24 protein-coding genes are annotated in these 24,523 nt (G+C 71.9%); 4 read left to right on the forward strand and 20 right to left on the reverse strand.

The window, feature by feature from the left end:
* Positions 1 to 164: 164 nt before the first annotated feature.
* Positions 165 to 770, forward strand: coding sequence for a hypothetical protein (locus tag ABT053_RS06750; protein ID WP_350967897.1), 606 nt, complete (start codon positions 165 to 167; stop codon positions 768 to 770).
* A gap of 181 nt (positions 771 to 951) precedes the next feature.
* Here ABT053_RS06750 and ABT053_RS06755 read toward each other — a convergent pair whose 3' ends face one another.
* The 10 genes from ABT053_RS06755 to ABT053_RS06800 all read right to left on the reverse strand — a co-directional run bounded on the left by ABT053_RS06755 (position 952) and on the right by ABT053_RS06800 (position 10,989).
* Positions 952 to 2,670 carry a DEAD/DEAH box helicase gene (locus tag ABT053_RS06755; RefSeq protein ID WP_350967898.1) on the reverse strand — a complete coding sequence of 573 codons (1,719 nt, stop codon included), beginning with the start codon at positions 2,668 to 2,670 and terminating at the stop codon, positions 952 to 954.
* Between the two features lie 367 nt (positions 2,671 to 3,037).
* Positions 3,038 to 3,433 carry a metal-sulfur cluster assembly factor gene (locus ABT053_RS06760; protein ID WP_350967899.1) on the reverse strand — a complete coding sequence of 132 codons (396 nt, stop codon included), beginning with the start codon at positions 3,431 to 3,433 and terminating at the stop codon, positions 3,038 to 3,040.
* Positions 3,430 to 3,867 (reverse strand): Fe-S cluster assembly sulfur transfer protein SufU, encoded by a 438-nt coding sequence (gene sufU, locus ABT053_RS06765; RefSeq protein ID WP_350967900.1) that lies wholly within the window; start codon positions 3,865 to 3,867, stop codon positions 3,430 to 3,432. The genes ABT053_RS06760 and sufU overlap by 4 nt, the downstream gene beginning before the upstream one ends.
* 118 nt (positions 3,868 to 3,985) lie before the next feature.
* Positions 3,986 to 5,245: a cysteine desulfurase gene (locus tag ABT053_RS06770; RefSeq protein ID WP_350967901.1), complete on the reverse strand. Its 1,260-nt coding sequence runs from the start codon at positions 5,243 to 5,245 to the stop codon at positions 3,986 to 3,988.
* A complete protein-coding gene (sufC, locus tag ABT053_RS06775) occupies positions 5,245 to 5,979 on the reverse strand; it encodes a Fe-S cluster assembly ATPase SufC (protein ID WP_350967975.1) in 735 nt (244 codons plus the stop codon). The genes ABT053_RS06770 and sufC overlap by 1 nt, the downstream gene beginning before the upstream one ends.
* Before the next feature lie 37 nt (positions 5,980 to 6,016).
* A complete protein-coding gene (locus ABT053_RS06780) occupies positions 6,017 to 6,334 on the reverse strand; it encodes a Rieske (2Fe-2S) protein (RefSeq protein WP_350967902.1) in 318 nt (105 codons plus the stop codon).
* Positions 6,331 to 7,452 carry a Fe-S cluster assembly protein SufD gene (gene sufD, locus ABT053_RS06785; RefSeq protein WP_350967903.1) on the reverse strand — a complete coding sequence of 374 codons (1,122 nt, stop codon included), beginning with the start codon at positions 7,450 to 7,452 and terminating at the stop codon, positions 6,331 to 6,333. Before sufD ends, ABT053_RS06780 begins: the two co-directional genes overlap by 4 nt.
* The gene (sufB, locus tag ABT053_RS06790) at positions 7,452 to 8,864 is read right to left on the reverse strand and encodes a Fe-S cluster assembly protein SufB (RefSeq protein WP_350967904.1); all 1,413 of its coding nucleotides are present in this window, start codon (positions 8,862 to 8,864) and stop codon (positions 7,452 to 7,454) included. Before sufB ends, sufD begins: the two co-directional genes overlap by 1 nt.
* Positions 8,861 to 9,652 (reverse strand): helix-turn-helix transcriptional regulator, encoded by a 792-nt coding sequence (locus ABT053_RS06795; RefSeq protein ID WP_350967976.1) that lies wholly within the window; start codon positions 9,650 to 9,652, stop codon positions 8,861 to 8,863. Before ABT053_RS06795 ends, sufB begins: the two co-directional genes overlap by 4 nt.
* A 104-nt stretch (positions 9,653 to 9,756) precedes the next feature.
* Positions 9,757 to 10,989 (reverse strand): multidrug effflux MFS transporter, encoded by a 1,233-nt coding sequence (locus ABT053_RS06800; RefSeq protein ID WP_350967905.1) that lies wholly within the window; start codon positions 10,987 to 10,989, stop codon positions 9,757 to 9,759.
* Between the two features lie 322 nt (positions 10,990 to 11,311).
* Here ABT053_RS06800 and ABT053_RS06805 point away from each other — a divergent pair, with 322 nt between their 5' ends.
* From ABT053_RS06805 to ABT053_RS06815, 3 genes are all read left to right on the forward strand, one after another.
* Positions 11,312 to 12,220, forward strand: a complete 909-nt coding sequence (locus ABT053_RS06805; RefSeq protein ID WP_350967906.1) for an ABC transporter ATP-binding protein — start codon at positions 11,312 to 11,314, stop codon at positions 12,218 to 12,220.
* Positions 12,221 to 12,500: 280 nt separating this feature from the next.
* Positions 12,501 to 13,268 (forward strand): ABC transporter permease, encoded by a 768-nt coding sequence (locus tag ABT053_RS06810; RefSeq protein ID WP_350967907.1) that lies wholly within the window; start codon positions 12,501 to 12,503, stop codon positions 13,266 to 13,268.
* 266 nt (positions 13,269 to 13,534) lie between these two features.
* A complete protein-coding gene (locus tag ABT053_RS06815) occupies positions 13,535 to 14,452 on the forward strand; it encodes an EamA family transporter (RefSeq protein ID WP_350967908.1) in 918 nt (305 codons plus the stop codon).
* Between the two features lie 187 nt (positions 14,453 to 14,639).
* Here the strand turns inward: ABT053_RS06815 and ABT053_RS06820 are convergent, their stop codons facing one another.
* The 10 genes from ABT053_RS06820 to ABT053_RS06865 form a co-directional block, all read right to left on the reverse strand.
* Complete coding sequence (locus tag ABT053_RS06820; RefSeq protein WP_350967909.1) at positions 14,640 to 15,320, reverse strand: GntR family transcriptional regulator; 681 nt, start codon at positions 15,318 to 15,320, stop codon at positions 14,640 to 14,642.
* A 138-nt stretch (positions 15,321 to 15,458) separates the two neighbouring features.
* Positions 15,459 to 16,184: an ABC transporter ATP-binding protein gene (locus ABT053_RS06825; RefSeq protein ID WP_350967910.1), complete on the reverse strand. Its 726-nt coding sequence runs from the start codon at positions 16,182 to 16,184 to the stop codon at positions 15,459 to 15,461.
* Positions 16,177 to 17,049, reverse strand: a complete 873-nt coding sequence (locus ABT053_RS06830) for an ABC transporter ATP-binding protein (protein ID WP_350967911.1) — start codon at positions 17,047 to 17,049, stop codon at positions 16,177 to 16,179. The genes ABT053_RS06825 and ABT053_RS06830 overlap by 8 nt, the downstream gene beginning before the upstream one ends.
* The gene (locus ABT053_RS06835; protein ID WP_350967912.1) at positions 17,046 to 18,170 is read right to left on the reverse strand and encodes a branched-chain amino acid ABC transporter permease; all 1,125 of its coding nucleotides are present in this window, start codon (positions 18,168 to 18,170) and stop codon (positions 17,046 to 17,048) included. The genes ABT053_RS06830 and ABT053_RS06835 overlap by 4 nt, the downstream gene beginning before the upstream one ends.
* Positions 18,167 to 19,060, reverse strand: coding sequence for a branched-chain amino acid ABC transporter permease (locus ABT053_RS06840; protein WP_350967913.1), 894 nt, complete (start codon positions 19,058 to 19,060; stop codon positions 18,167 to 18,169). Before ABT053_RS06840 ends, ABT053_RS06835 begins: the two co-directional genes overlap by 4 nt.
* Entirely contained in the window at positions 19,057 to 20,229 is a 1,173-nt protein-coding gene (locus ABT053_RS06845; RefSeq protein ID WP_350967914.1) for a branched-chain amino acid ABC transporter substrate-binding protein, read from the reverse strand. The genes ABT053_RS06840 and ABT053_RS06845 overlap by 4 nt, the downstream gene beginning before the upstream one ends.
* A gap of 355 nt (positions 20,230 to 20,584) precedes the next feature.
* The gene (locus ABT053_RS06850; RefSeq protein WP_350967915.1) at positions 20,585 to 21,586 is read right to left on the reverse strand and encodes a proline racemase family protein; all 1,002 of its coding nucleotides are present in this window, start codon (positions 21,584 to 21,586) and stop codon (positions 20,585 to 20,587) included.
* 55 nt (positions 21,587 to 21,641) lie between these two features.
* Positions 21,642 to 22,535 (reverse strand): dihydrodipicolinate synthase family protein, encoded by an 894-nt coding sequence (locus tag ABT053_RS06855; RefSeq protein ID WP_350967916.1) that lies wholly within the window; start codon positions 22,533 to 22,535, stop codon positions 21,642 to 21,644.
* Positions 22,532 to 24,193, reverse strand: coding sequence for an FAD/NAD(P)-dependent oxidoreductase (locus ABT053_RS06860; protein ID WP_350967917.1), 1,662 nt, complete (start codon positions 24,191 to 24,193; stop codon positions 22,532 to 22,534). The genes ABT053_RS06855 and ABT053_RS06860 overlap by 4 nt, the downstream gene beginning before the upstream one ends.
* 7 nt (positions 24,194 to 24,200) lie before the next feature.
* On the reverse strand, positions 24,201 to 24,521 hold the full coding sequence (locus tag ABT053_RS06865) for a (2Fe-2S)-binding protein (RefSeq protein ID WP_350967918.1): 321 nt from the start codon (positions 24,519 to 24,521) through the stop codon (positions 24,201 to 24,203).
* Positions 24,522 to 24,523: the final 2 nt, after the last annotated feature.

Raw genomic sequence — 24,523 nt, forward strand, 5'->3', positions numbered from 1 at the left:
CAAAGCCGAACAGAAAAAGCGGGATATAAAGCCATAATGACGACCAGAGCTAGATCGTCAACCACGAGATCCGGCGCGGCCCGGCGCGGCCCGCGCCCCCGGACGACCTGAGGTCCAAGCCGCCTCCAACCCACCCGCAAGCCCTCCCTGTGCAAGGTGAGGGCGTGAGAAACATCAGATCTTTCTTCACCGCCGCCGTCTGCGCGGCCGTCCTGCTCTCCACGGGTACGGCCGCCACAGCGTCCACTGCGTCCACTGCGTCCACTGCGTCCACTGCGTCCACAGCGTCCGCCGCGTCCGTCGCGACGACCACCGCCCCCTCCGAGTACGTGAGCGTCTCCATCGAGAGCGTGATCGCCTACGACCTCGAGGAGAACGGGCACGACGAGGTCTACCTCAAGGCCACCGGCCCCAGCATCCTGCCGCCGACGAGCCAGGTCGTCGAGCTGTGGCCGGATCCGAACTGGGCCGGCCGGACCATGTCGCTCGCCCAGCACAGGTGCGCCTGGACGCTGAACGACTACAGGTGCCCCAGGGACCGCACGATCATGGTGTACGGAGGCCCCATGAAGGAGCCGCTGTTCCACGCGAGCCAGAGCGTGCGCCTCACCCTGATGGAGGACGACTACATCGGGGACGACCTGCTCCTCGAGCAGAGCATCCCGCTCGAACCGATCGAGGAGACCCGGTTCTACGAGTTCGAGAGGAAGACGAGCGGCTGGCACTACGTGATCCACGTGCGTGTCGACCCGCGCCCCTCGCCATGGTGATCCCGGGGTGAGCACGGGCTGATCCCGTCCGGCCTCCGGACCCGGCCGTGAAAAGCCGAAAGCCGGAAAAGCCGGAGGCCGGGAAACCCGGAGGCCGGGAAAAGCCGAAGGGCCGGTACGGCGTGACGCCGTACCGGCCCCTCAGGGTCGAGCGGTAGGACCTTCGGGCCCTACGAGATGATCAGCGGCCGTAGCGGCTGCCGCCGCCGCGCGGCGCGGAGCCGCGGCCGTCGGCGCGGAACTCGCCGCCGCGGAAGCCGCCGCCCTGGCGGTCGCCGCGGAACGGCTCGCGCTCGCCCGCGGGACGCTCGGAACGGTAGCCGCCACCGGCCGGGGCCGGGCGGTCGGCGCGGAACGGCTCGCGCCGCTCGCCACCGCGGTAGCCACCGGCGGGACGCTCGGAGCGGAAGCCACCGCCCGCGGGACGCTCGGAACGGTAACCGCCGCCGGCCGGGCGCTCGGAGCGGTACTGGCCGCCACCGGCGGCACCGGTGCCGCGGTTGTCGTCACCGAAGGAACGCTCGCGAGGCTGCTGGCCCTCACCGGCGCCGTGGGCGGGACGGTCGGAGCGGAAGCGGCGCGGGCCACGCCCGCCGCCACCGTTGCCGCCGAAGCCGCCGCGGCCCTGACGCTGCTTGGCGGCCGGCGCCGAGGGCTCCCAGACCGGGATCGGCTCGCCGCTGGGCGTACGCGCACCGGCGACCTCCTCCAGGCGCGGGTGGCCCGGGGTGGCCTTGATGCGGAACGGCTTGATGCCCGCGCGGCGGGTCATCGAGTCGGTGGACCGGCGCTCGTTGGGGAGCACCAGCGTCATGACGGTGCCCTTCTCCCCGGCGCGGGCGGTACGGCCACCGCGGTGCAGGTAGCTCTTGTGGTCCTGGGGCGGGTCGACGTGCAGCACGAGGCTGATGTTGTCGACGTGGATGCCGCGGGCCGCGACGTCCGTGCAGACCAGGACGTTGATCGTGCCTTCCTTGAACTCGGCCAGGATGCGGGTGCGCTGGTTCTGGCGCTTGCCGCCGTGCAGGCCGCCGGCCCGGATGCCGACCTGGGCGAGCTGCTTGCACAGCCGGTCGACGCCGTGCTGGGTCCGCACGAAGATGATGGTCCGGCCCTCGCGGTTGGCGATCTCGGCGGTCACCGGGAACTTGTCGTCGCGGTGCACCTCCAGCACGTGGTGCTCCATGGTGTCGACCGAGGAGGCGGCCGGGGCCATCGAGTGGGTCACCGGGTTGGTGAGGAAGCGGCGGACCAGCTTGTCGACGTCGCCGTCGAGGGTGGCGGAGAACAGCAGGCGCTGGCTGTCGGCCGGGGTCTGCTGCAGGATCGCGCTGACGACCGGGAAGAAGCCGAGGTCGCACATGTGGTCGGCCTCGTCGAGGATCGTCACCTGGACCTCGTCCAGCATGCACTCACCCTGCTGCATGAGGTCGGTCAGGCGGCCGGGGGTGGCCACGACGACCTCGACGCCGCGGCGCAGCGCCTCGATCTGACGGCCCATGGACATGCCGCCCACGACGGTCTTCATCCGCAGCGACAGGCCGCGGCCGAGCGGCTCCAGCGCGTCGGTCACCTGCATGGCGAGCTCGCGGGTCGGGACCAGCACGACGGCCAGCGGGTGGCCCGGGCGGGCCTTGGCGCCGGCGATGCGGGTCATCATCGGCAGGCCGAAGGCGAGCGTCTTGCCGGAGCCGGTCTGGCCGCGGCCGAGGACGTCGTGACCTGCGAGGATGTCGGGGATCGTGGCCCGCTGGATGGGGAAGGGACTGTCGATGCCCGAACGGGAGAGACCGGTCACCAGCGGCTTCGGCAGACCGAGGAGGGTGAACTCGGACACGCCTGCGGGGGCCTGGGAGATCTCGGTGATGTCAGTAATTTCGGGCAGAACAGCGTCAAGCATGGTCACGAAGACTCGTGCCTTTCGATAGAAGAACGGGGCACGTCACTTCTGCGAAAGGACGAGCCTGGAACGCACGGCCTGAGGCCGCGCTGGATCAACGCCCACATGGGGGCGGTAGTGCGGTGCAAGTCGAGGCGCACCGCACGGGGCGGGTCTAGCTTACCCGCACGCAGTCAAACCACGATCAAGCATACCCGGCGTTCGCAGTGCCAGGTTCGGTCGGGGCGTTCGGCATCAGCCGACCGCTTGTCCGTCGGTTGGAGTCAACACTCCTGGCCGGGCTTTTCTTCCCGGCCTCCGAAATCCTCTCACACAATTGGGTACGGCCCGAACCCCGGGGGGTGCGAGCCGTACCCGGGACCGCTTCTCAGACGTTGAAACCGAGCATCCGGAGCTGCTCACGGCCCTCGTCGGTGATCTTGTCCGGGCCCCACGGCGGGAGCCACACCCAGTTGATCTTCACGTCGGAGACCATGCCCTCCAGGGCCGAGTGCGCCTGGTCCTCGATGACGTCGGTCAGCGGGCAGGCCGCGCTGGTCAGCGTCATGTCGATGGTGGCGACCGGCAGGACGGCGCCGTCGGTGCCGCCCTCGGCGCCTTCGGCGGCCTCGGCGGCGTCCAGGTGGAGCCCGTAGATCAGGCCCAGGTCGACGACGTTGATGCCGAGCTCGGGGTCCACGACGTCCTTCAGGGCCTCCATGACCTCGTCATGGGTGGTGTCCCCGTCGTAGGCCGTGGTGGGGGTCTCTACTGCCTTGCTCATTCGCTGCTCCTCACGACCGCGTCCTTGTAGGCCATCCACGCCAGTAGCGCGCACTTCACCCGGGCGGGGAACTTGGCGACCCCGGCGAAGGCGACGGCGTCGCCCAGCACGTCCTCGTCCGCCTCGACCTTCCCCCTGCCCTGCATGAGCCGGGTGAACTCGTCCACGACGCCGAGGGTCTCGTCGACGGTCGAGCCGGTGGCCAGCTCGTGCAGCACGGAGGCCGCGGCCTGGCTGATGGAACAGCCCTGCCCGTCGTAGGAGACGTCCTCGACCTTGCCTCCGTCGCCCAGCTTCACGCGCATGGTGATCTCGTCACCACACGTCGGGTTCACGTGGTGGACCTCGGCGTCGTACGGATCGCGGAGCCCCCTCCCCTGCGGGTGCTTGTAGTGCTCCAGGATCAGCTCCTGGTACATGGACTCGGCGATCATAGGGCCGTGCTCACCTTCTCGTTCGCTGCGCCGTGCGCTCGTGCGTCGCCGCGCGCCGTGCGGCGGGCGCCTCGCGCCCGCCGTTCGCCCGTCCACCGGCTCGACTGCTCGGGCATGGCTAGGCGAACACCTTCCGCACGTGGTGGAGGCCGCGGACCAGGGCGTCGATCTCGGCCGGTGTGTTGTAGAGGTAGAAGGACGCCCGCGTGGTCGCGGGAATCCCGAACCTCAGGTGGAGCGGGCGGGCGCAGTGGTGCCCCACGCGCACGGCCACCCCGAAGTTGTCATCCAGAATTTGCCCGACGTCGTGCGGGTGAATCCCCTCCAGGGTGAACGAGACCGTGCCGCCCCGGTCGGCGAGGTCCAGCGGGCCGATCACCCGCAGCCCCGGGATCTCCCCCAGGGCGCCGAGCGCGTACGCGGTGAGCTCGTGCTCGTGGCGCGCGACGGCGTCCATCCCGATCTCGGACAGGTAGTCGATCGCCGCGCCGAGGCCGATGGCCTCGACGATCGGCGGGGTGCCCGCCTCGAACTTGTGCGGCGCGGGCGCGTAGGTCGAGTGGTCCATCCAGACCGCCTCGATCATCTCGCCGCCGCCCATGAACGGGGGCATCGCCGACAAAAGCTCGCCGCGGGCCCACAGCACGCCGATCCCCGAGGGGCCGAGGAGCTTGTGGCCGGTGAAGGCGAGGAAGTCGACGCCCAGCGCGGCCACGTCCACCTTCTGGTGGGGCACCGACTGGGAGGCGTCGAGCATCATCAGCGCGCCGACCTCGCGGACCCTGGCGAGCACCGGGGCGACCTGGTTGACCGTGCCCAGCACGTTCGACTGGTGCACGATCGAGACGACCTTCGTGCGCTCGTTGACGAGCTCGCCGAGGTTCGACAGGTCCAGGCGGCCCTCGTCGGTGACGGAGAACCACCGCAGGGTCGCGCCGGTGCGCTGCGCGAGCATCTGCCACGGCACGATGTTGGAGTGGTGCTCCATCTCGGAGATGACGATCTCGTCGCCCGGCCCGAGCCGGAAGCGCGGGTCCTCGCCGATGGGGTTGCCGAAGGCGTACGCCACCAGGTTGAGCGCCTCGGAGGCGTTCTTGGTGAAGACGATCTCGTCGCGGCCGGGCGCGCCGACGAACGCGGCGACCTTGTCGCGCGCGTCCTCGTACGCCTCGGTGGACTCCGCGCCCAGCACGTGCATCGCGCGGCCGACGTTGCTGTAGTGCATCGCCATGTGCTCGCGCATCACCTCGACCACCTGGGTCGGCTTCTGCGAGGAGTTGCCCGAGTCAAGGTAGACGAGCGGCCTGCCGCCGGGAAGTTCGCGGGACAGGACCGGGAAGTCCTTCCTGATCCTCTCCACGTCAAGGCCGGTGTCCATCAGGCCGACGCCTTCGTGTAGGCCTCGTAGCCCTCCGCCTCGAGCTTCTCGGCGAGCTCGGGGCCGCCCTGCTCCACGATCCGCCCGGCGGAGAAGACGTGGACGAAGTCCGGCTTCACGTAGCGCAGGATGCGGGTGTAGTGGGTGATGAGCAGCACGCCGGTCTCGTCGGAGCGGAAGCGGTTGATGCCCTCGGAGACCACGCGCAGCGCGTCGACGTCGAGGCCGGAGTCGGTCTCGTCGAGCACGGCGATCTTCGGCTTGAGGAGCTCCAGCTGGAGGATCTCGTGGCGCTTCTTCTCGCCGCCGGAGAAGCCCTCGTTCACGTTGCGCTGGGCGAAGGCCGAGTCGATGGACAGGGCGTCCATGCCGGCCTTGAGGTCCTTGGCGAACTCGCGGAGCTTGGGGGCCTCGCCGCGGACGGAGGTGACGGCGGTGCGCAGGAAGTTGGAGACGCTGACGCCGGGGACCTCGACCGGGTACTGCATGGCGAGGAACAGGCCCGCGCGGGCGCGCTCGTCGACCGTGAGCTCCAGCAGGTCGACCCCGTCGAGCAGGACCTGGCCGCTGGTGATGGTGTATTTGGGGTGGCCGGCGATCGCGTACGCGAGCGTGGACTTGCCCGAGCCGTTGGGGCCCATGATGGCGTGGGTCTCGCCGGCGCGCACGGTCAGGTTGACGCCGCGCAGGATCTCCTTGTCGGCGACGGTGACGTGCAGGTCGCGGATCTCCAGGGTGGAACCCGACGGAACTCGGCTCGTGTCAGACACTTTATGACTCCTTCGAGAGCGAGACGAGGACGTCGTCGCCATCGATCTTTACTCGGTATACGGGGACGGGCTTGTTCGCGGGCGGCCCGGTGGGCTTGCCCGAGCGCAGGTCGAAGCACGAGCCGTGCAGCCAGCACTCCAGGGCGCCGTCGTAGACCTCTCCCTCGCTGAGCTTCACCTCGGCGTGGGAGCAGACGTCGTGCAGCGCGAAGACCTCCTCACCCTGGCGGACCAGGGCGACGGGGGTCTCGCCGACCTCGAGGCCGATCACACCCTCGTCGGGGATGTCGGCGAGCTTGCAGACCTTCTCGAACGTCACTTCTCGAGCTCCGCCTCGACCCGGGCGAGCACCCGCTCGCGAAGCTCGGGGACCTCGATCTTCTCCAGCAGCTGCGCGAAGAAGCCCCTGATGACGAGGCGGCGCGCGTCCTCGAAGGGGATGCCGCGGGCCTGGAGGTAGAAGATGTGCTCGTCGTCGAGACGGCCCGAGGCGCTGGCGTGACCCGCCCCGGCGACCTCGCCGGTGAGGATCTCCAGGTTGGGCACCGAGTCGGCGCGGGCGCCGTCGGTGAGCAGCAGGTTGCGGTTGAGCTCGTAGGTGTCGGTGCCCTCGGCCTCGACGCGGATGATGACGTCGCCGATCCAGACCGCGTGGGCGTCCTGGCCCTGCAGCGCGCCGCGGTAGTCGACGTTGCTGCGGCAGCCGGGCCTGGAGTGGTCGACGAGCAGGCGGTGCTCCAGGTGCTGGCCGGCGTCGACGAAGTAGAGGCCGTTCAGCTCGGCGTCGCCGCCGGGGCCGTCGTAGGAGACCGACGGGGAGAGCCTGACCAGGTCGCCGCCGAGGGTGACCACGAAGCCGCGGAAGGTCGCGTCCTTGGCCAGCAGGGCGTGGTGGTGGGAGACGTGCACGGCGTCGTCGGCCCAGTCCTGCAGGCTGACGACCTTGAGCGTGGCGCCCTCGCCCACGACGAACTCGACGTTGTCGGCGTAGACGGCGCTGCCCTGGTGGTCGAGGACGACCACGGCCTCGGCCATCGGCTCCAGCCTCACGACCGTGTGGCCGTACGCGGCGCCCTGCCCGGACCCGGTGAAGGTGATCACGGTCGGCTTGGAGGCGACGGCCTCGCGCGCGACCGTGACCACGGTGGCCTTCTCGAAGGAGGCGTAGGCCTGGGCGCTGACCCGGTCGGCGGGCACGTAGGACTTGCCGACCCGCTGGTCGTCGCGGCCGACGGTCTCCACGGTGACCTCGGGTGCGGCGTCGACCTGCACGACGACGTTCGCGGAGGCCGCGACACCCTCGTGCAGGCCCTTGAGCCGGGAGAGCGGCGTGAAGCGCCACTCCTCCTCCCGGCCGGTCGGCACCGCGAAGTCGGCCACGTCGTACGAGGCCTTCTCGTGGAGGGTCGACAGAGGTTTTCCGGTGTCGAGACCCATCAGCCGACGGCTCCTTCCATCTGCAGCTCGATCAGGCGGTTCAGCTCCAGGGCGTACTCCATCGGGAGCTCGCGGGCGATCGGCTCGACGAAGCCCCGGACGATCATCGCCATCGCCTCGTCCTCGCCCATGCCACGGCTCATCAGGTAGAAGAGCTGGTCGTCGGAGACCTTGGAGACGGTGGCCTCGTGCCCCATGGAGACGTCGTCCTCGCGCACGTCCACGTAGGGGTAGGTGTCGGAGCGGCTGATCTGGTCGACGAGGAGCGCGTCGCACTTGACGGTGCTGGCGCTGCCGTGGGCGCCCTCCTCGATCTGGACCAGACCGCGGTAGGAGGTGCGGCCGCCGCCGCGGGCGACGGACTTGGAGATCACCGAGGAGCTGGTGTTGGGCGCGAGGTGCACCATCTTGGCCCCGGCGTCCTGGTGCTGGCCCTCACCGGCGAAGGCGACGCTGAGGGTCTCGCCCTTGGCGTGCTCGCCCATGAGGTAGACGGCCGGGTACTTCATGGTGACCTTGGAACCGATGTTGCCGTCGACCCACTCCATGGTCGCGCCCTCGTACGCCACGGCGCGCTTGGTGACCAGGTTGTAGACGTTGTTCGACCAGTTCTGGATGGTCGTGTAGCGGCAGCGCGCGTTCTTCTTCACGATGATCTCCACGACCGCGCTGTGCAGCGAGTCGGAGGAGTAGATCGGCGCGGTGCAGCCCTCGACGTAGTGGACGTAGGAGCCCTCGTCGACGATGATCAGGGTCCGCTCGAACTGGCCCATGTTCTCGGTGTTGATCCGGAAGTAGGCCTGGAGCGGGATCTCCACGTTGACGTTCGGCGGCACGTAGATGAAGCTGCCGCCACTCCAGGTGGCCGTGTTCAGCGCGGCGAACTTGTTGTCGCCGACGGGGATCACGGTCCCGAAGTACTCCTTGAAGATCTCCTCGTGCTCCTTGAGCGCGGTGTCGGTGTCGACGAAGATGACACCCTTCTCCTCAAGGTCCTCACGGATCTTGTGGTAGACCACCTCGGACTCGTACTGGGCGGCGACGCCGGCGACCAGGCGCTGCTTCTCCGCCTCGGGGATGCCGAGCTTGTCGTAGGTGTTCTTGATGTCGTCGGGCAGGTCCTCCCAGGAGGCGGCCTGCTTCTCCGTCGAGCGCACGAAGTACTTGATGTTGTCGAAGTCGATCCCGCTGAGGTCGGAGCCCCAGTTGGGCATGGGCTTCTTGCCGAAAAGGCGCAGCCCCTTCAGACGAAGGTCCAGCATCCACTCCGGCTCGCTCTTCAGCGCGGAGATGTTGCGGACGACCTCTTCGGACAGGCCACGCCGGGCCGTCGCTCCCGCGGCGTCCGAGTCGGCCCAGCCGAACTTGTAATTCCCGAGGCCTTCCAGCTCCGGGCGGTCGGTGACAGTCACCTTCCGGTCTCCTTGCTCGATGTGTCGATCGTTTCGTGGATGGCCGGCGGTGGCGCCGGATCAGGTATCGGTAAGCCGGGCGCGCGCTCTCGCGCGCCCGGCCCGGGTGTCCTGTGGGGACTCACGTGCGTGGTGCACACGCCGTCGCCGTGGGCGATGGTCGCGAGCCGCTGCACGGGGGTGCCGAGGATGCGCGCGAACGCCTCCGTCTCGGCCTCGCACAGCTGCGGGAACTCCGCGGCCACGTGCGCCACCGGGCAGTGGTGCTGGCACAGCTGCTCGCCGCCGAGGCTGGCCTTGCTCGCCGAGGCGGCGTAGCCGTCGGCCGACAGCGCCTCGGCCAGGACGCGGACCCGCTGGTCGGCGGGGACCTCGCTCATCCTCGGCCTCAGGCGGTCGACCAGGCCGGCCACCTGCGACCGGGCGAACTCCGCCACGGCCTCCTCGCCCACGCGCTCGGCCAGGAAACGCAGCGCGCTCCCGGCGAGGCCGTCGTAGGCGTGCTCGAAGGCGCTGCGGCCCGCGTCGGTGATCGCGAACAGCTTGGCCGGTCGCCCGCGCCCGCGCTGGCCTCGCGGCCTGGCGGTGCGGGCCTCGGCCATCCCCTCGGCCAGCAGGGCGTCGAGGTGCCTGCGGACGGCGGCGGGGGTGAGGCCGAGCCGCTCGCCGAGGGCGGCGGCGGTGACGGGCCCGTGCTCCAGGATGAGCCGGGCGACACGCGCTCGCGTGCTGCGCTCGGCGGACACGCCGGAGGGCCGCGCGGCGGCGGATCCGTCGGTGCCCTGCATCCCGGTCACGTATTTCACAACATCAGTGTGCCGTAATTGCTTCCCCAGTTACAAACCCGATGTACGGTCGACCGAATGTGGTTTGTCACGCAGGTAAGCCTTACCTAACCTGGGGAAACGCTCCGCGAGGCGCCCCGCAGGCCGACGAAGGCGGCGAGCGCGGCGAGGGTGAAACCGGCCAGGACGACGGCCATCGGCAGGGCCGATCCCTCGCCGCCCAGACCCACCAGCGGGGCGGCGAGCGCGCCGAGCGCGAACTGCAGCACGCCCGTCAGCGCGGCCGCGCTCCCGGCGATCTGCTGGGGCTGCCCGGCGAGGGCGAGCGCGGCGCTGCCCGGCAGGACGAAGCCCGCCCCGCACATCATCACGAACAGCGCGGCGACCAGTACCGCCAGGGGCAGGTGGAACAGGGCCGTGACGAGCACCCCGGCGGCCCCGGCCACGCTCAGGAACAGCCCGGCGAGGATCAGCCTGGCCGGGTCCAGGCGCCCGGCGAGGCGCCCGCCGATCTGCGCGGTGACGGTCAGGCCGAGCGCGTTCAGCCCGAACACCAGGGAGAAGGTCTGCGCCGAGGTGTCGTAGACGTCCTGGAGCACGAACGGCGACCCGGAGATGTAGGCGAACATGGCCGCGAAGCCCAGCCCCCCGGACAGGGTGGCGGCCATGAAGGAGCGGTCGCGGAGCAGGTGCCAGAAGGTGACGAGGGTGTGCCGGAGCCCACCGCTCTCGCGCCGTCCGGCGGGCAGCGTCTCGCGTACCCCGGACAGGGCGGCGGCCAGCAGCAGGAGTCCCGCGACGCTCAGCGCGACGAACACGCCCCGCCAGGAGGTGTGGTCGAGCAGCTGCGCGCCCGCGACGGGGGCCAGGATCGGCGCGAGGCCGGTCACGAGCATGAGGGTGGCGAAGATGCGGGCGATGGCCGCGCCCTCGTACAGGTCGCGGACGACCGCGCGGACGATCACCAGCGCGGCGCCGCCCGCGACGCCCTGGAGCAGGCGGAACCCCACCAGCCCGTACGCCGACGGGGCGAAGGCGCACAGCAGGGAGGCGGCGGCGTAGGCGGTGATGCCGATGAGCAGCGGGCCGCGCCGGCCGCGCGTGTCGCTGATCGGGCCCGCGACGACCTGGCCGACGGAGAACCCGATGAGGCAGGCGGTGAGGGTGAGCTGCACCTGCGCCTGCCCGGTGCCCAGGTCGGCGGCGATGGAGGGGAAGGCGGGCAGGTACATGTCGATCGAGAGGGGACCGACCGCCGACAGCGCGCCCAGGATGAGCAGTAGCAGTGTCCTGCGCCGTGCGATCGGCGCCACCTCCGGCTCGACGACGGCCGCGGTCATACCCGTATCCCCTTTTTCGGTTGCGGGCCGCTTCGGTCGCGGGCCACGTGTTTCAAGGTGCTTCAAGGCGGTTCAAGGTGCTTCAGGGCCACTTGGTTGCGGGCCGTGCCCTCGGGTCACGGGCGACGGCAGGCCCACAGAGGCCGAAGCGTCCCAACCAACAGCCGGTCATCCGAATTCCTGTATTTCGGAAATTTCCTCAGAAAAACCTTCACGCGCCAGGCGGGACAGGTCCGGCACCGGCCGGAGAACGGGGCCGGGACGGCCCCGGACGCGTGGTCCGGGAACGGGACCGGCGGGCGCAGTCCCTAAACTCGTGGCCATGGACTCCCCAGCCGTCGAGATCGTCGACCTGGTCAAGAGATACGGCCGGACGACCGCGATCGACGGCCTGACCTTCAGCGCCGCCCGAGGCGCGGTCACCGCGGTGCTGGGCCCCAACGGGGCCGGCAAGACCTCCACCCTGGAGATCTGCGAGGGGTTCCGCGGGGCCGACGGCGGCACCGTGAGGGTGCTCGGGCTCGACCCGTCGCGACCGGAGCTGCGGGCCAGGGTCGGGGTGATGCTCCAGGCGGGCGGCGTTCCCCCCGCGTCCCGCTGCGGGCAGTGGCTGCGGCTGATGTCCCGCTTCCACGCCCACCCGCTCGACCCGGCGGCGCTACTGGAGCGGCTGGGGCTGAGCGAGCACGCCCGCACCCCGTACCGCAGGCTCTCCGGCGGCCAGCAGCAGCGCGTCTCGCTGGCGGGGGCGGTCATCGGCCGTCCCGAGCTGGTCTTCCTCGACGAGCCGACCGCGGGCCTGGACCCGCAGGCCAGGCACGCCTGCTGGGAGCTGGTACGTGACCTGCGCGCGAGCGGGGTCTCGGTGGTGCTCACCACCCACCACATGGACGAGGCGGAGAAGCTCTCCGACCAGATCGTGATCATCGACCGCGGCAGGGTGGTCGCCGAGGGCACGCCCTCCTCCCTCACCGGCGCCGAGCGCCAGCTGCGCTTCCGCGCCCGGCCCGGCCTCTGCCTGGACGAGCTGCTCGCCGCCCTGCCCGCCGGCAGCGCGGCCAAGGAGTCTCCGGCGGGGCACTACATCATCGAGGGGCAGGTCGCGCCGGGCCTCCTCGCCACCGTGACGACCTGGTGCGCCGCCGAGGGGGTGACCGCCGACGACCTCAGCATCGAGCGGCGCACCCTGGAGGACGTCTTCCTGGAGCTGACCGGGCGTGAGCTCCGGTGACGCCCCCGGAATCCCCGGCGGCGGTGCCACTCCCGAGACCCGTCGCTCCGGTGACGCTCACGGCGTCCCCGAGCCCGGTGACGTTCCCGGCGTCTCTGAGTCCGGTGACATCCCCGAAGTCCCCGAGTTCGGTGACGCTCCCGAAGTCCTCGGGCCCGGTGACGTCCCGGGAACCCGTCGCTCCGGTGACATCCCAGAACCCCCCTCGCCGCCGCCCCGCGCGCGGCCGGACGCGGCCGGAGCCGGGGCCGGAGCGCGGGCCAGACCGCAGGAGAGCCCCATGACGACCCTGGACCTCACGCCGGCTCCCGGAGCCGCGCCGCTGGGCCGGATGGTGGCGGCCCAGACGGGCGCGGAGATCCGGGCGACGCTCCGCAACGGCGAGCAGCTGCTGCTCACGATGATCATCCCGGTGCTGCTGCTCGTCGGCCTCTCCTCCGCCCCGATCCTCGACGTGGGCGGCGGTTCCCGGATCGGCTTCATGACCCCCGGGGTGCTCGCGCTGGCCGTGATGTCCACCGCCTTCACCGGGCAGGCCATCGCGACGGCCTTCGAGCGCCGCTACGGCGTGCTGAAGCGGCTGGGCGCGACCCCGCTGTCGCGGGCCGGGCTGATGCTGTCCAAGACGCTCGCGGTGATCGCCGTGGAGGTCGTCCAGGTGGCGGTCATCTGCGCGGTGGCGCTCGCCCTGGGCTGGCGCCCCACCGGCTCGCCGCTCGCGGCGCTGCTGCTGGTCGTGCTGGGCACCGCCGCGTTCAGCGGGCTCGGCCTGCTGATGGCCGGGACGCTGCGCGCCGAGGCCACGCTCGCCGCGGCGAACCTCGTCTACCTGCTCCTGCTCGCCTGCGGCGGGGTCGCCTTCCCGCTGGCGAAGTTCCCCGAGGCGGTACGGCCGGTGCTGGAGCTACTGCCCATCTCGGCGCTGACCGGAGGGCTCCGCGCGGTCCTGAGCGACGGCGCGGGACTCCCCCTCGCCGCCGTGGCGATCCTCGCGGCGTGGGCCGCGGTGTCGCTCTTCCTGACCTCCCGGACGTTCCGCTGGGAGTGACCCGGCCGGCCCGGCGACCGGTGGACTCGGTGATCCGTGGAGGGGCGGGAGACCGGTCGCGAGCGGGTCCGGGTGCTCCGGCGGGGTGGATCCGACCCGGGATCCGGGTCGGATCCAAGTCGGGATCCGGATCGGCCGGGATCACCGCCCGCATCGTGGCGGGAGCGGGAGCGGGAGGAGCGTCTCGCATCGCGGACGTCCCTGAAAACGAGGGCCGCGAAAAGTAAGGTGCCATTGATAACTTTGCACCTGGCAAGAGGAGAATCGTGACCGCCGAAGGCCTGCGGGGGCCCGCCGAGCCGTACAAGCGGGGCCTGCCCAGGCCCGGGGAGCTGCTGAAGGCGGCCTCCGACGCCGTCCCGCCGTCCGGGCTGGTGATCCTGGCCATCCTGTCGGTGCAGGTGGGCGCGGGTTTCGCCAAGGATCTGTTCTCCCAGCTGCCACCGAGCGCCGTGGTGTTCCTGCGGATCGCGACGGGGGCGCTGATCATGGGCGCGATCGCCCGCCCCCGGTTGCGCGGGCTGTCCCGGGCGGACCTCGGGGCGGGGGTGGCGTTCGGCGTGACGCTGGGCGTGATGAACCTGTCGTTCTACGAGGCGCTGGCCCGGCTGCCCATGGGCGTCGCGGTGGCGATCGAGTTCCTCGGCCCGCTCGGCGTCGCGGTGGCGGCCTCGCGCCGCCGCCTCGACCTGCTCTGGGTCGCGCTCGCCGGGTCGGGCGTGGCGCTGCTGGCCCCGTGGGACACGACGGCGTCCAGGATCAGCTGGGCCGGGATCGCCTTCGCCCTGGTGGCGGCGGCCTGCTGGGCCGGTTACATCCTGCTGTCCGCCTCGGTCGGCCGGCGTTTTCCCGGGAGCACCGGCCTCTCCCTGGCGATGATCGTCTCCTGCCTGCTGGTCGCCCCCGTCGGGATCACCTCGGGCGGCACCGACCTGCTCCAGCCGGAGCTGCTGCTGATCGGGCTGGGGGTGGGCCTGCTGTCGTCGGTCATCCCCTACTCGATCGAGCTGGAGGCGCTGCGCAGGATGCCCAAGCGTGTCTTCGGCATCCTGATGAGCCTGGAGCCCGCGGTGGCGGCGCTGGTCGGGCTGCTGGTGCTGGGCGAGGTGCTCCAGATGCGTGAGTGGGCCGCCATCGGCTGCGTGGTCGTCGCCAGCGTGGGCGCCACCCGCAGCGCCGGCTGACCCGCTGCCTTGTTGTCCCGCTGTCCCGCTGACCTGCTGACCCGCTGACCCGCTGACCCGCCCCGGTCTGGACGCCGCCCGCCGGACCCGTTCCCCTGGCGGGTGCCCTGGAGGCGCCACCCGCGGCCTCCGGCCGGCCGTCCGGCGCCTCCAGGGCACCCCCGGTCGCTCCGGCCGCCGGGCCGCGCTACTCGGGCCGGCTGGCCCAGATGCCGCGGACGTGGCGGATGTGGGCGCGCATCAGCCGTTCGGCGCCGCTCGCGTCCCCCTCGGAGAGCAGCGCGAGGAGGGTGAGGTGCTCGCGGGCGGAGTCGGCGAGGGTGCCCCTCCGGTGCAGGGAGGACAGGCCGTACAGGCGGGCCCGGTTGCGCAGGTCGCGGACCACCTCCACGAGGTGGGAGTTGCCCGCCAGGGCGAGCAGGTCCAGGTGGAAGCGGATGTCGGCGTCGACGTACGCGATCAGGTCGCCGCGCTCGGCGGCGTCGACGATCGCCTGGGCCAGCGGGCGCAGGCCCTCGAAGCTCGGCGCGCGACCGGCGTCGGCCAGCTGCGTCACCGTGGGCACCTCGATGAGCCTGCGGATCTCGGTCAGCTCGTCCAGGTCCCGGTCGGACAGCTCGGTGACCCGGAAGCCCTTGTTGCGCACCGCCTCGACCAGGCCCTCCTTGGCCAGGTCGAGCATGGCCTCGCGCACCGGGGTCGCCGAGACCCCGAACTGGGCGGCGAGGACCGGGGCGGAGTAGACCATGCCGGGTCGCATCTCACCGGTGATGAGGGCCGCCCTGAGCGCGTGGGACACCTGCTCGCGCAGGCTCTGCCGCTCGCTCACGGCCGGCAGGTCGAGCCGGCCGTCCGCCCTAGGAGCCATACCGGAGCCTCTCGTGTCGCTCGCGTCCACGCCTGGTCGGCGGAACCCGCCACCCCCACATCCTCCCAGGCCATGTGCGCGTCTCCGAACACCCGGGGGCCGATCCGGGTGGTACGGAGCCGGTGGCGGGTCCGCCGGTCATCCCCGCCCGCCCTCCCGGACCCCGCCGAGGTAGGCCTCGACCACCCGGGCGTCCCGGCGGAGCTCGGCCGCGGGCCCGTCGAGGACGCACTCGCCGTTCTCGATCACGTAGCCGCGGTGCGCGATCCCCAGGGCGGCCACGGCGTTCTGCTCGACGAGCAGGACCGAGGTGCCCTGGGCGTTGATCCCCGCGATGAGCTCCATGACCGAGGCGACCACCAGGGGCGCGAGGCCCATGGACGGCTCGTCGAGCAGCAGCAGCCGGGGCCCGGTGACCAGCGCCCTGCCGATCGCGAGCATCTGCTGCTCGCCGCCCGACAGCGTGCCGCCCTGCTGGGCGCGCCGCTCCGCCAGGCGGGGCAGCAGCTCGTAGACGCGCTCGATCCGGGTGCGGACCTCCGCCTGGTCGCGGACCAGGTAGCCGCCCAGCTGGAGGTTCTCGTGCACGCTGAGCGTGCTGAAGATCCTGCGGCCCTCGGGGACGTGCACCAGGCCGCGCGCGGTGATCCGGTGCGGCTTCTCCCTGGTGATCGCCTTGCCGTCGAAGACCACCGTGCCGCCCGAGGGCCGCAGCAGCCCCGAGATCGCGGACAGCGTGGTGGTCTTGCCCGCGCCGTTGTTGCCGAGCAGGGCGACGATCTCCCCCTCGGCGACACTGAGCGACAGGCCGCGCAGGGCGTGCACGCCGCCGTAGTGGACGTCCAGCCCGTCGATGTCAAGCATTGGCGTCTCCCCCGGCCGTACGGTCCTTCCCGGCGGTCTCGTCTCTCCCGGCACCGCCGGTCCCGCCGGGCCCGTCGATCCCGTCGGCCTCGTCCTTCGCGGCGGTGGGGTCGCCGCCGAGGTAGGCCTCGATGACGGCCGGGTCGCGCCGGACGTCCTCGGGACGGCCGTCGGCGATCTCCCTGCCGAAGTTGAGCACGACCACGCGCTCGGAGACCTCCATGACCAGGCCCATGTCGTGCTCGATGAGCACGATGGCCACCCCCAGCGCCTGGATGCGCCGGATCAGGTCGAGCATCTCGGCCTTCTCGCCGTGGTTGAGCCCGGCCGCGGGCTCGTCCAGCAGCAGCAGGTCGGGGCGGCGGGCCAGGGCGCGGGCGATCTCCGTGCGGCGCTGCTCGCCGTACGGGAGGTGGCGGGCCTGCCCGTACCGGTCGCCGCGCAGGCCGACGAAGTCCAGCCAGTGGTGGGCCTGCTCGGTGCACTCGCGTTCGGAGCGCCGGTAGCGCGGGGTGTGCAGCAGGGCGTCCAGGACGCTCTGGCGCAACCACAGGTGCGATCCGGCGCGTACGTTGTCCAGGACCGACAGCTCCCCGAACAGGCGCAGGTTCTGGAAGGTCCGCGCGACGCCCAGGCCCGCGATGGCCGAGGGCCGCATCCCCGGCAGGTCCCTGCCGCGCAGGGTGATCCGGCCGGAGGTCGGCCGGTAGAAGCCGGTGACGCAGTTGAAGGCCGACGTCTTGCCCGCCCCGTTGGGCCCGATCACGGAGACGATCTCCGCCTCGTCCACCGAGAACGACAGGCCGTCGATGGCCACCAGCCCGCCGAAGGTCAGGCGCAGGCCGTCCACGCTCAGCAGGCTCACGGGACCTCCCTGGAACGAGCCGGCCAGATCCCCTGCGGTCGCAGGAGCATGAACACGATGAGCAGCACGCCGAACAGGAAGAACCGGTAGTCGGCGAGGTCGCGCAGGATCTCCGGCAGGATGCTGATCACGACGGCGCCGACGACGACGCCGGGCACCGAGCCCATGCCGCCGAGGACCACGGCCATGAGCACCAGCGCCGACGACAGGAAGGTGAAGCTGCCCGGCGAGATGGCCGACAGCTGCGCGGCGAACAGCACCCCGGCCAGGCCGCCCCAGACCGCCCCGGCGATGTAGGCGGCGAGCTTGACCCGGTAGGTGTGCACGCCCATCGCCTCGGCGGCGTCCTCGTCCTCCCTGACGAAGCGCCAGGCCCGGCCCAGGCGGGAGCGGCCCAGCCGCGCCGCGCCGAGGACGGCCAGCGAGACGACGGCCACGGTGACGTAGTAGAAGGCCGCGGGGTGCTCGACCAGGTGCGGGATGCCGTAGATGCCGGAGGGGCCGCCGGTGACGTCCAGGTTGTTGGCGGTGATCCGGATGATCTCCCCGAAGCCGAGGGTCACGATGGCGAGGTAGTCGCTGCGCAGGCGCAGGGTGGGGGCGCCGATGACGATCCCGGCGACGACCGTGACCACGAGCACGGCGGGCACCGTGGCGAGCAGCGGCAGGTCGAAGCGGGTGGCCAGCACGCCGCTGGTGTAGGCGCCGACCGCGAAGAAGGCGACGTAGCCCAGGTCGAGCAGGCCGCAGTAGCCGACCACGATGTTCAGCCCGGCGGCGAGCATCACGGCGATGGCCGCGCTGGTCATGACCGACAGCGCGTACGGCGTGGCGTTGACGAAGGGGGCGAGCAGCGCGATCAGCAGCCCGGCGATCCCGGCCCACCGGTTCTGCAGCAGCTTCGACGCCCGGGTGGGGGGCCTGTCGGTGCCGCGGCGGCGGACCTTGGTCGCCGTGGACCCGGCGGGTCCGCTGGATCCGGCGGGCTTGGTGGGTTTGGCGGATCCACTGGGTTCGCTGGATCCACCGGGTTCGGCAGGCCCGGCGGGTCCACTGGGTCCACTGGGTCCACTGGGTTCGGCGGGCGTGGCGGGGCCGGTGCTTCCGGCGGGGCCGGTCACACGCGTTCCGTGACGCGCTCGCCGAGCAGGCCGGTGGGCCGCACCGTCAGGAACAGGATCAGCACCCCGAAGGCGAACACGTCGCGCCACTCACCGCCCAGCCAGAACGTGCCGAACGACTCCAGCAGCCCCAGCAGCAGGCCGCCGAGCATCGTGCCGGGGATGTTGCCGATGCCACCGATGACGGCCGCCGTGAAGGCCTTGAGCCCGATCAGGAAGCCCATCATGAAGTCGATCTTCCCGTAGTAGGCCCCGGCCATCACGCCCGCGGCGCCCGCCAGCGCCGAGCCGATGAAGAAGGTACGGGAGATCACCGCGTTGACGTCGATGCCCATCAGCGCGCTGGTGCGCGGGTCCAGCGCGATGGCCCGCATGGCCCGGCCCTCGCGGGTGCGGGTGACCAGCAGGTTGAGCCCTGCCATGAGGAGCACCGCCACGCCGACCAGGACGACCTGCTGCACGGTGAGCCGGGCGCCGAGGATCTCCAGCGAGGTGCCGCCCAGCCGCACCGGGTAGACCCGCGGGTCGGCCCCGGCCACCGCGCGCATCCCGTACTCCAGGGCGAAGGAGGCCCCGACCGCGGTGATCAGCAGGGAGAGCCGGGGGGCGCGGCGGAGCGGGCGGTAGGCGATCCGCTCCAGCGCCACCCCGGCCAGGCCGGTGACGGCCATGGTCGCCAGGAGCACCGCGAGCAGCAGCGGCAGGGCCGTCGCCGAGGACACGCCGCCGACCGCGCCGAGAATGGCGAACCCGGCGAACGCCCCCAGCATGTACAGGTCACCGTGGGCGAAGTTGAGCAGCTTGATGATCCCGTAGACCATGCTGTAGCCCAGGGCCACCAGGGCGTAGAACGAGCCGACGAACAGGCCGTTCCAGACGAGCTGCGTCACTGGAGGGCGTCCTGCAGGGCGAACTTGTCACCCTTGACGACGAGGATCTGGAAGCCGCCGTTGGCCAGGGTGTGCTCGGGGGTGAACTTCAGCGGCCCGGAGAACATCGAGAAGCCGTCGATCGCCTCCAGCGCCGCGATCACCTTGTCGCCGTCGGTGGCGCCCGCCTTGCCGACCGCCTCGGCGGCGAGCCGCACCGCGTCGTAGGCCTGGTTGGAGTAGGGGCCCGGCTCGGAGGAGTACTTCTTCTTGTACGCCTCGATCCAGCCCTCGGCACCCTCAAGGGTGTCGGGCGTCTGGGTCATCGTGGCGTAGAGGCCCTCGGCGGCCTCGTCCCCGGCGATCTCGACCAGCTTGGGGGAGACCGAGCCGTCGCCGACCATGATGGAGCCCTTGTACCCGGCCTGCCGGAGCTGGCGCGCGATCAGACCGCCCTCCTGGAAGTAGCCGGTCCAGTAGACGAAGTCGGGCTTCTTGGCCAGCACGTTGGTGATGTTGGCGCTGTAGTCGCTCTCCTTCGGGGTGACCGCCTCGGTGATCACGGCCTCGGCCCCGTCGGGCGCCTCCAGGAGGGCCTGGGTGCGCAGCGCGATGTCCTTGGAGTAGCTGGTGTTGTCGTGCATCAGCGCGACACTCTTGGACTCCTGCTTGGCGATCCACTTCTCCGCGGCCGCGGCCTGCTGGGAGCCCGTGCCGTTGATCAGGAAGACGTGCTTGAGCTTCTGGTCGACCAGCTCCTGGGAGTTGGCGGCCGGGATGATCATCGGGATGTTGGCCTTGCCGAAGATCGGCAGGGTGGGGAGCGTCGCACCGGAGCAGTAGCCGCCCACGGAGACGTCGATCCCCTCGGTGACCAGCTTGTTGGCGCCCGCCGCCGCGGACTGGGCGTCGCAGGCGTCGTCGGCGGTCCTCAGCTCCAGCTTGCGGCCGAGCACACCGCCCTTGGCGTTGATCTCGTCGATCGCGAGCTGTGCCGCGTTGCTCATGTAGGGACCGATGGCGGCCTCGCTGCCCGACTGCGGGATGAGCATGCCGAGGACGATCGGCTCGTCCTTCGCGGCGGCCGTCTGGCCTGCGCCGCCGTCACCGAGCAGTCCCTGCCCGCATCCGGTGACCAGGAGACCGAGAACGGCCAGCGAGGTGAAGCACTTCAGGGGGGTGGCACGCATGCGCGGCTCCTCACGTCCGGTGATGCGTGATATTGCACGTGCAACGCAGATACACGTCAAGGGCCGAAACAAGACCGTTAGCGTTAAGACGCCGTTTTGGCCACGAGGCATGGCCCGCCGGGAACGGCTCCGGTACGGGCACGTGTCCGCAGCTCGGAGCGGTCGAGGGCAGGCCGGGATCAGATCGGGATCAGATCGGGATCAGCCGAGGTCAGGCCGGGATCACGGGGGTCAGCCCGGGGTCAGGTCGGGATCGCGTCGGGATCACGTCGAGGTCAGGCCGGAGCCGGAGGAGGAACCCTGTGCCGGTGGTCCCGGCCGCCGACGGCGGCCTCCCCAGCCGGTCAGGCCGGGATCAGAGGAGGAAACCGGCGGGGAACGGGTCGCGGGGGTCGAGGAAGTACTGGGCGGTGCCGGTGACCCACGCCCGCCCGGTGATGGCCGGAACCACCGCGGGCAGGCCCGCCACCTCCGTCTCCCTCGTGAGCCGCCCGACGAAGCGCGTACCGATGAACGACTCGTTCACGAAGGCGGTGTCCAGCGGCAGCTCACCCCTGGCGTGCAGCTGGGCCATCCGGGCGCTGGTGCCGGTGCCGCACGGCGAGCGGTCGAACCAGCCGGGGTGGATCGCCATCGCGTGCCGCGAGTGCCGGGCGTCGGAGCCGGGCGCGGTGAACTGCACGTGGTGGCAGCCCCGGATGCCGGGGTCCAGCGGGTGGACCGGCTCGTCCTGCTCGTTGATCGCCCCCATGATCGCCAGACCGGCGGCGAGGATCGCCTGCTTGTGCGACCGCTCGAACGGCAGGCCCACCGACTCGACGGGCAGGATCGCGTAGTAGTTGCCGCCGTAGGCGAGGTCGTAGACGACCTCGCCGCCGCCGGGCACCTTGACCACGCGGTCCAGGCCCGCGCTGAAGGAGGGCACGTTGGTGATGGTCACCTCCATGGCGGCGCCGTCCTCGACCCGGACCTCGGCGACGACCAGGCCGGCGGGGGTGTCCAGCCGGATGGTGGTGACCGGCTCGGCGACCTCGACCATCCCGGTCTCGACGAGGACCGTGGCGACGCCGATGGTGCCGTGCCCGCACATGGGCAGGCAGCCGGAGACCTCGATGTAGAGCACGCCGTAGTCGGCGTCGGGCCGGGTAGGCGGCTGCAGGATGGCCCCGCTCATCGCCGAGTGGCCGCGCGGCTCGTACATGAGCAGGGTGCGTATGTGGTCCATCTCGGCCAGGAAGTGCTCGCGCCGCTCGGCCATGGTCGAGCCGGGGATGACCCCCACCCCGCCGGTGATCACCCGGGTGGGCATGCCCTCGGTGTGGGAGTCCACCGCGTGGAAGACCCTCTTCGTTCTCATCCGACTCTCCTCACGGCGAAAAGGTACGGGGCAGGTGAAAAGGTACGGGGCAGGTCTACCGCAGGCCCTCGGCCAGGGCCTTCTCCGTGGCGGCGCGCACGGCGGCCTCCTGCTCGGGGCCGAGGCCGAGTCTGGGCGGGCGGCACGGACCGCCGTTGCGCCCGGCCAGGTCCATGGAGAGCTTGATGGCCTGGACGAACACCGGCCTGGAGTCCCAGCGGAGCAGCGGGTGCAGCGCGCGGTAGAGCGGCAGCGCGGTGGCCGTGTCCCCCGAGGCGGCCGCGCGGTACAGGGCCACGGTCGACTCGGGCAGCGCGTTGGGGAATCCGGCCACCCAGCCGACCGCGCCGGCGGTGACCAGCTCCAGCAGCACGTCGTCGGCCCCGGCGAGCACGTCCAGCCCGGGGGCGAGCTCGGCGATCTCGTAGATGCGGCGCACGTCCCCGCTGAACTCCTTGACCCCGGCGATCAGCCCCTCGGCGTGCAGGGTGGCCAGCAACCGGGGGGTGAGGTCCACCCGGGTGTCGAAGGGGTTGTTGTAGGCCACCACCGGCAGCCCGGCCCGCGCCACCTCCCGGTAGTGCTCCACCACGGTCCTGTCGTCGGCGCGGTAGGCGTTCGGCGGGAGCAGCATCACCGCGCGGCACCCGGCCTCACCGGCCTGCTCGGCCCAGCGCCGGGCCTCCAGGGCACCGTAGGCGGCGACCCCCGGCATGACCCGGTCACCGCCGACGGCCGCGACCGCGGTCTCCACGACCGAGGCCCGCTCCTCGGGGGTCAGCGTCTGGTACTCGCCCAGCGACCCGTTCGGCACGACGCCGTCGCACCCGGAGGCGACCAGCCACCGGCAGTGCTCGGCGTAGCCGTCCAGGTCGACGGAGAGGTCCGCGCCCAGGGGCAGCGCGGTGGCCACGGTCACACCGTGCCAGGGCTTCGCGGGGGTCGTCATGCTTCGTCCTTCCGAGGGGTTTCCAGCCGGTACGGGTCCGGGACCGGGTCCAAGCTCAGGTCCGGGGCCGGGACCGGGTTCGCGGAAGCTCCCGTACGGTCCCGGCGCGAGGTCCCCAGCCGATCCGGGCCCAGATCCGGGCCCGGATCCGGTGACGGGTCCGGTGACGGGTCCGGATCCAGGTCCAGGTCCGGTTCCAGATCCGGTTCCAGATCCAGGTCCGGGGAGGACCCCGACCGCGCGGCGAGGTCTCCGAGCCTGATGGGCTGGGCGATCGGGCGCCGGGGCGGCGCGGGGTCCTCACCGGCGAGGCACGCGACCGCGTAGCCGCACATCCTGCCCTGGCACCACCCCATCCCCGGGCGGGCCAGCAGCTTGACGGAACGCGCGTCGACGGCCCCCATGGCCTGGGCCTCCCGTACGGCCGACAGGGGCACCTCCTCGCAGCGGCAGACGAGCGTGTCGTCGCGCAGCCACTCCCGCCAGCCAGACCGTACCGGGTAGGCCTCCTGAAGGGCGCGGGCGAAGGTGGCGAGCCGATTCCTGCGCCGGGACAGAGCCGGGTCGGGCGGCACGGGGCGGCCCAGGTCGGCGGCGGCGGACCGGCCCGCGACGCGCCCCTCCACCTCGGCGAGCGCGGCCCCGCCGACACCGGTGGACTCCCCCGCCGCGTAGACGCCGGGCACGCTGGTGCGCATGCCCTCGTCCACCGCGACGACCGGGCTGCCGTCGGGGTCGCGGCGGGTGTCGCAGTCCAGCTGGACCGGCAGGTCGAGCTGGGGGACGAAGCCGTAGCCGAAGGCGAGGGTGTCGCACTCGACGGTCCGCGTCGAGACCGGCCGCCAGTCGCGGTCCAGGCTCGCCACGGTGACGTGGGTCAGCGCGGTGTCGCCGTGCGCGGCGACCACCGCCTCGCGACGGTGGTACGGGATCCGGTGGCGGGCCAGGCTCGCTCCGTACCCGAGGGCCTCCCCGGCCCGTCCCGCGGCGAGCAGCGGGTGCCTGGCGAGCCCGAACCCGCCGTTGGCCTCGTGCACCCCGAGCACCCGGGCTCCGGCGCGGGCCAGGCCCGCGGCGACGGGGAGCAGGAACGGGCCGGTGCCGGCGACCACGACCCCGCTGCCCGCGAGGACCAGGTCGCCCTTGAGCAGCGCCTGCGCGCCGCCCGCGGTGAGCACCCCCGGCAGGTCCCAGCCGGGGAACGGCAGCGGCCGGTCGTGCGCGCCGGTGGCGATCAGCAGCCCGCGCGCGGCCACCGCGCGGGGCCGCTCCTCACGATCCCCCTCCAGGCACCGCACGGTGACCACCCCGTCCGCGCGCTCGACCGCCCAGACCCGGTGGCGCATCAGCACCTCAGCGCGCTCGCGGAGCGTCTCCCACTGGCGGGCGAACCTGCCGAAGCCGCGGTGGCCGCGGTGGCCGCGGTGGCCGTGGTGGCCGTGGTGGCCGTGGTGGCCGTGGTGGCCGTGGTGGCCGTGGTGGAGCGCACCGGGCCGCGCGGCGTGGAAACCCTCGGCGGGGTGCCGGAAGTACTGGCCGCCCGGCCTGGCGGCCCCGTCGATGAGCACGACGTCCAGCCCGGACAGGGCCGCGGTGAGCGCGCCCGCGACCCCCGCGGGGCCCGCGCCGACGACGGCGAGGTCGTGGATCCGCGTCATCGGCCCCTCACCCCTCCCCCTCGTCGCCGGAGGTGCCGCCGGAGGTGTCGCCGGTGGTCACCAGGTCTCCCGGGAGCGCCTCGGTCAGGCAGGCGCGCAGGGACGGGGTCCCGTTCACGGTGACCAGGCAGTCGAAGCAGACCCCGATGCCGCAGAACAGCCCGCGCGGGCGCCCACCGAACCTGGTGGTGCGCCAGGAACGGACGCCCGCGCCGTGCATGGCCGCGCCGACGGTCTGGCCGGGGACAACCGGGACGGGCGCGCCGTCCACGCTGATCTCGAACTCCGGCTCGGGCCGCGCCCTCACCAGGCGGTACTGATCCTTCATCG

Origin of the sequence: Streptosporangium sp. NPDC002524, assembly GCF_040295985.1 — a bacterium.
In the GTDB taxonomy this organism is placed as follows: domain Bacteria; phylum Actinomycetota; class Actinomycetes; order Streptosporangiales; family Streptosporangiaceae; genus Streptosporangium.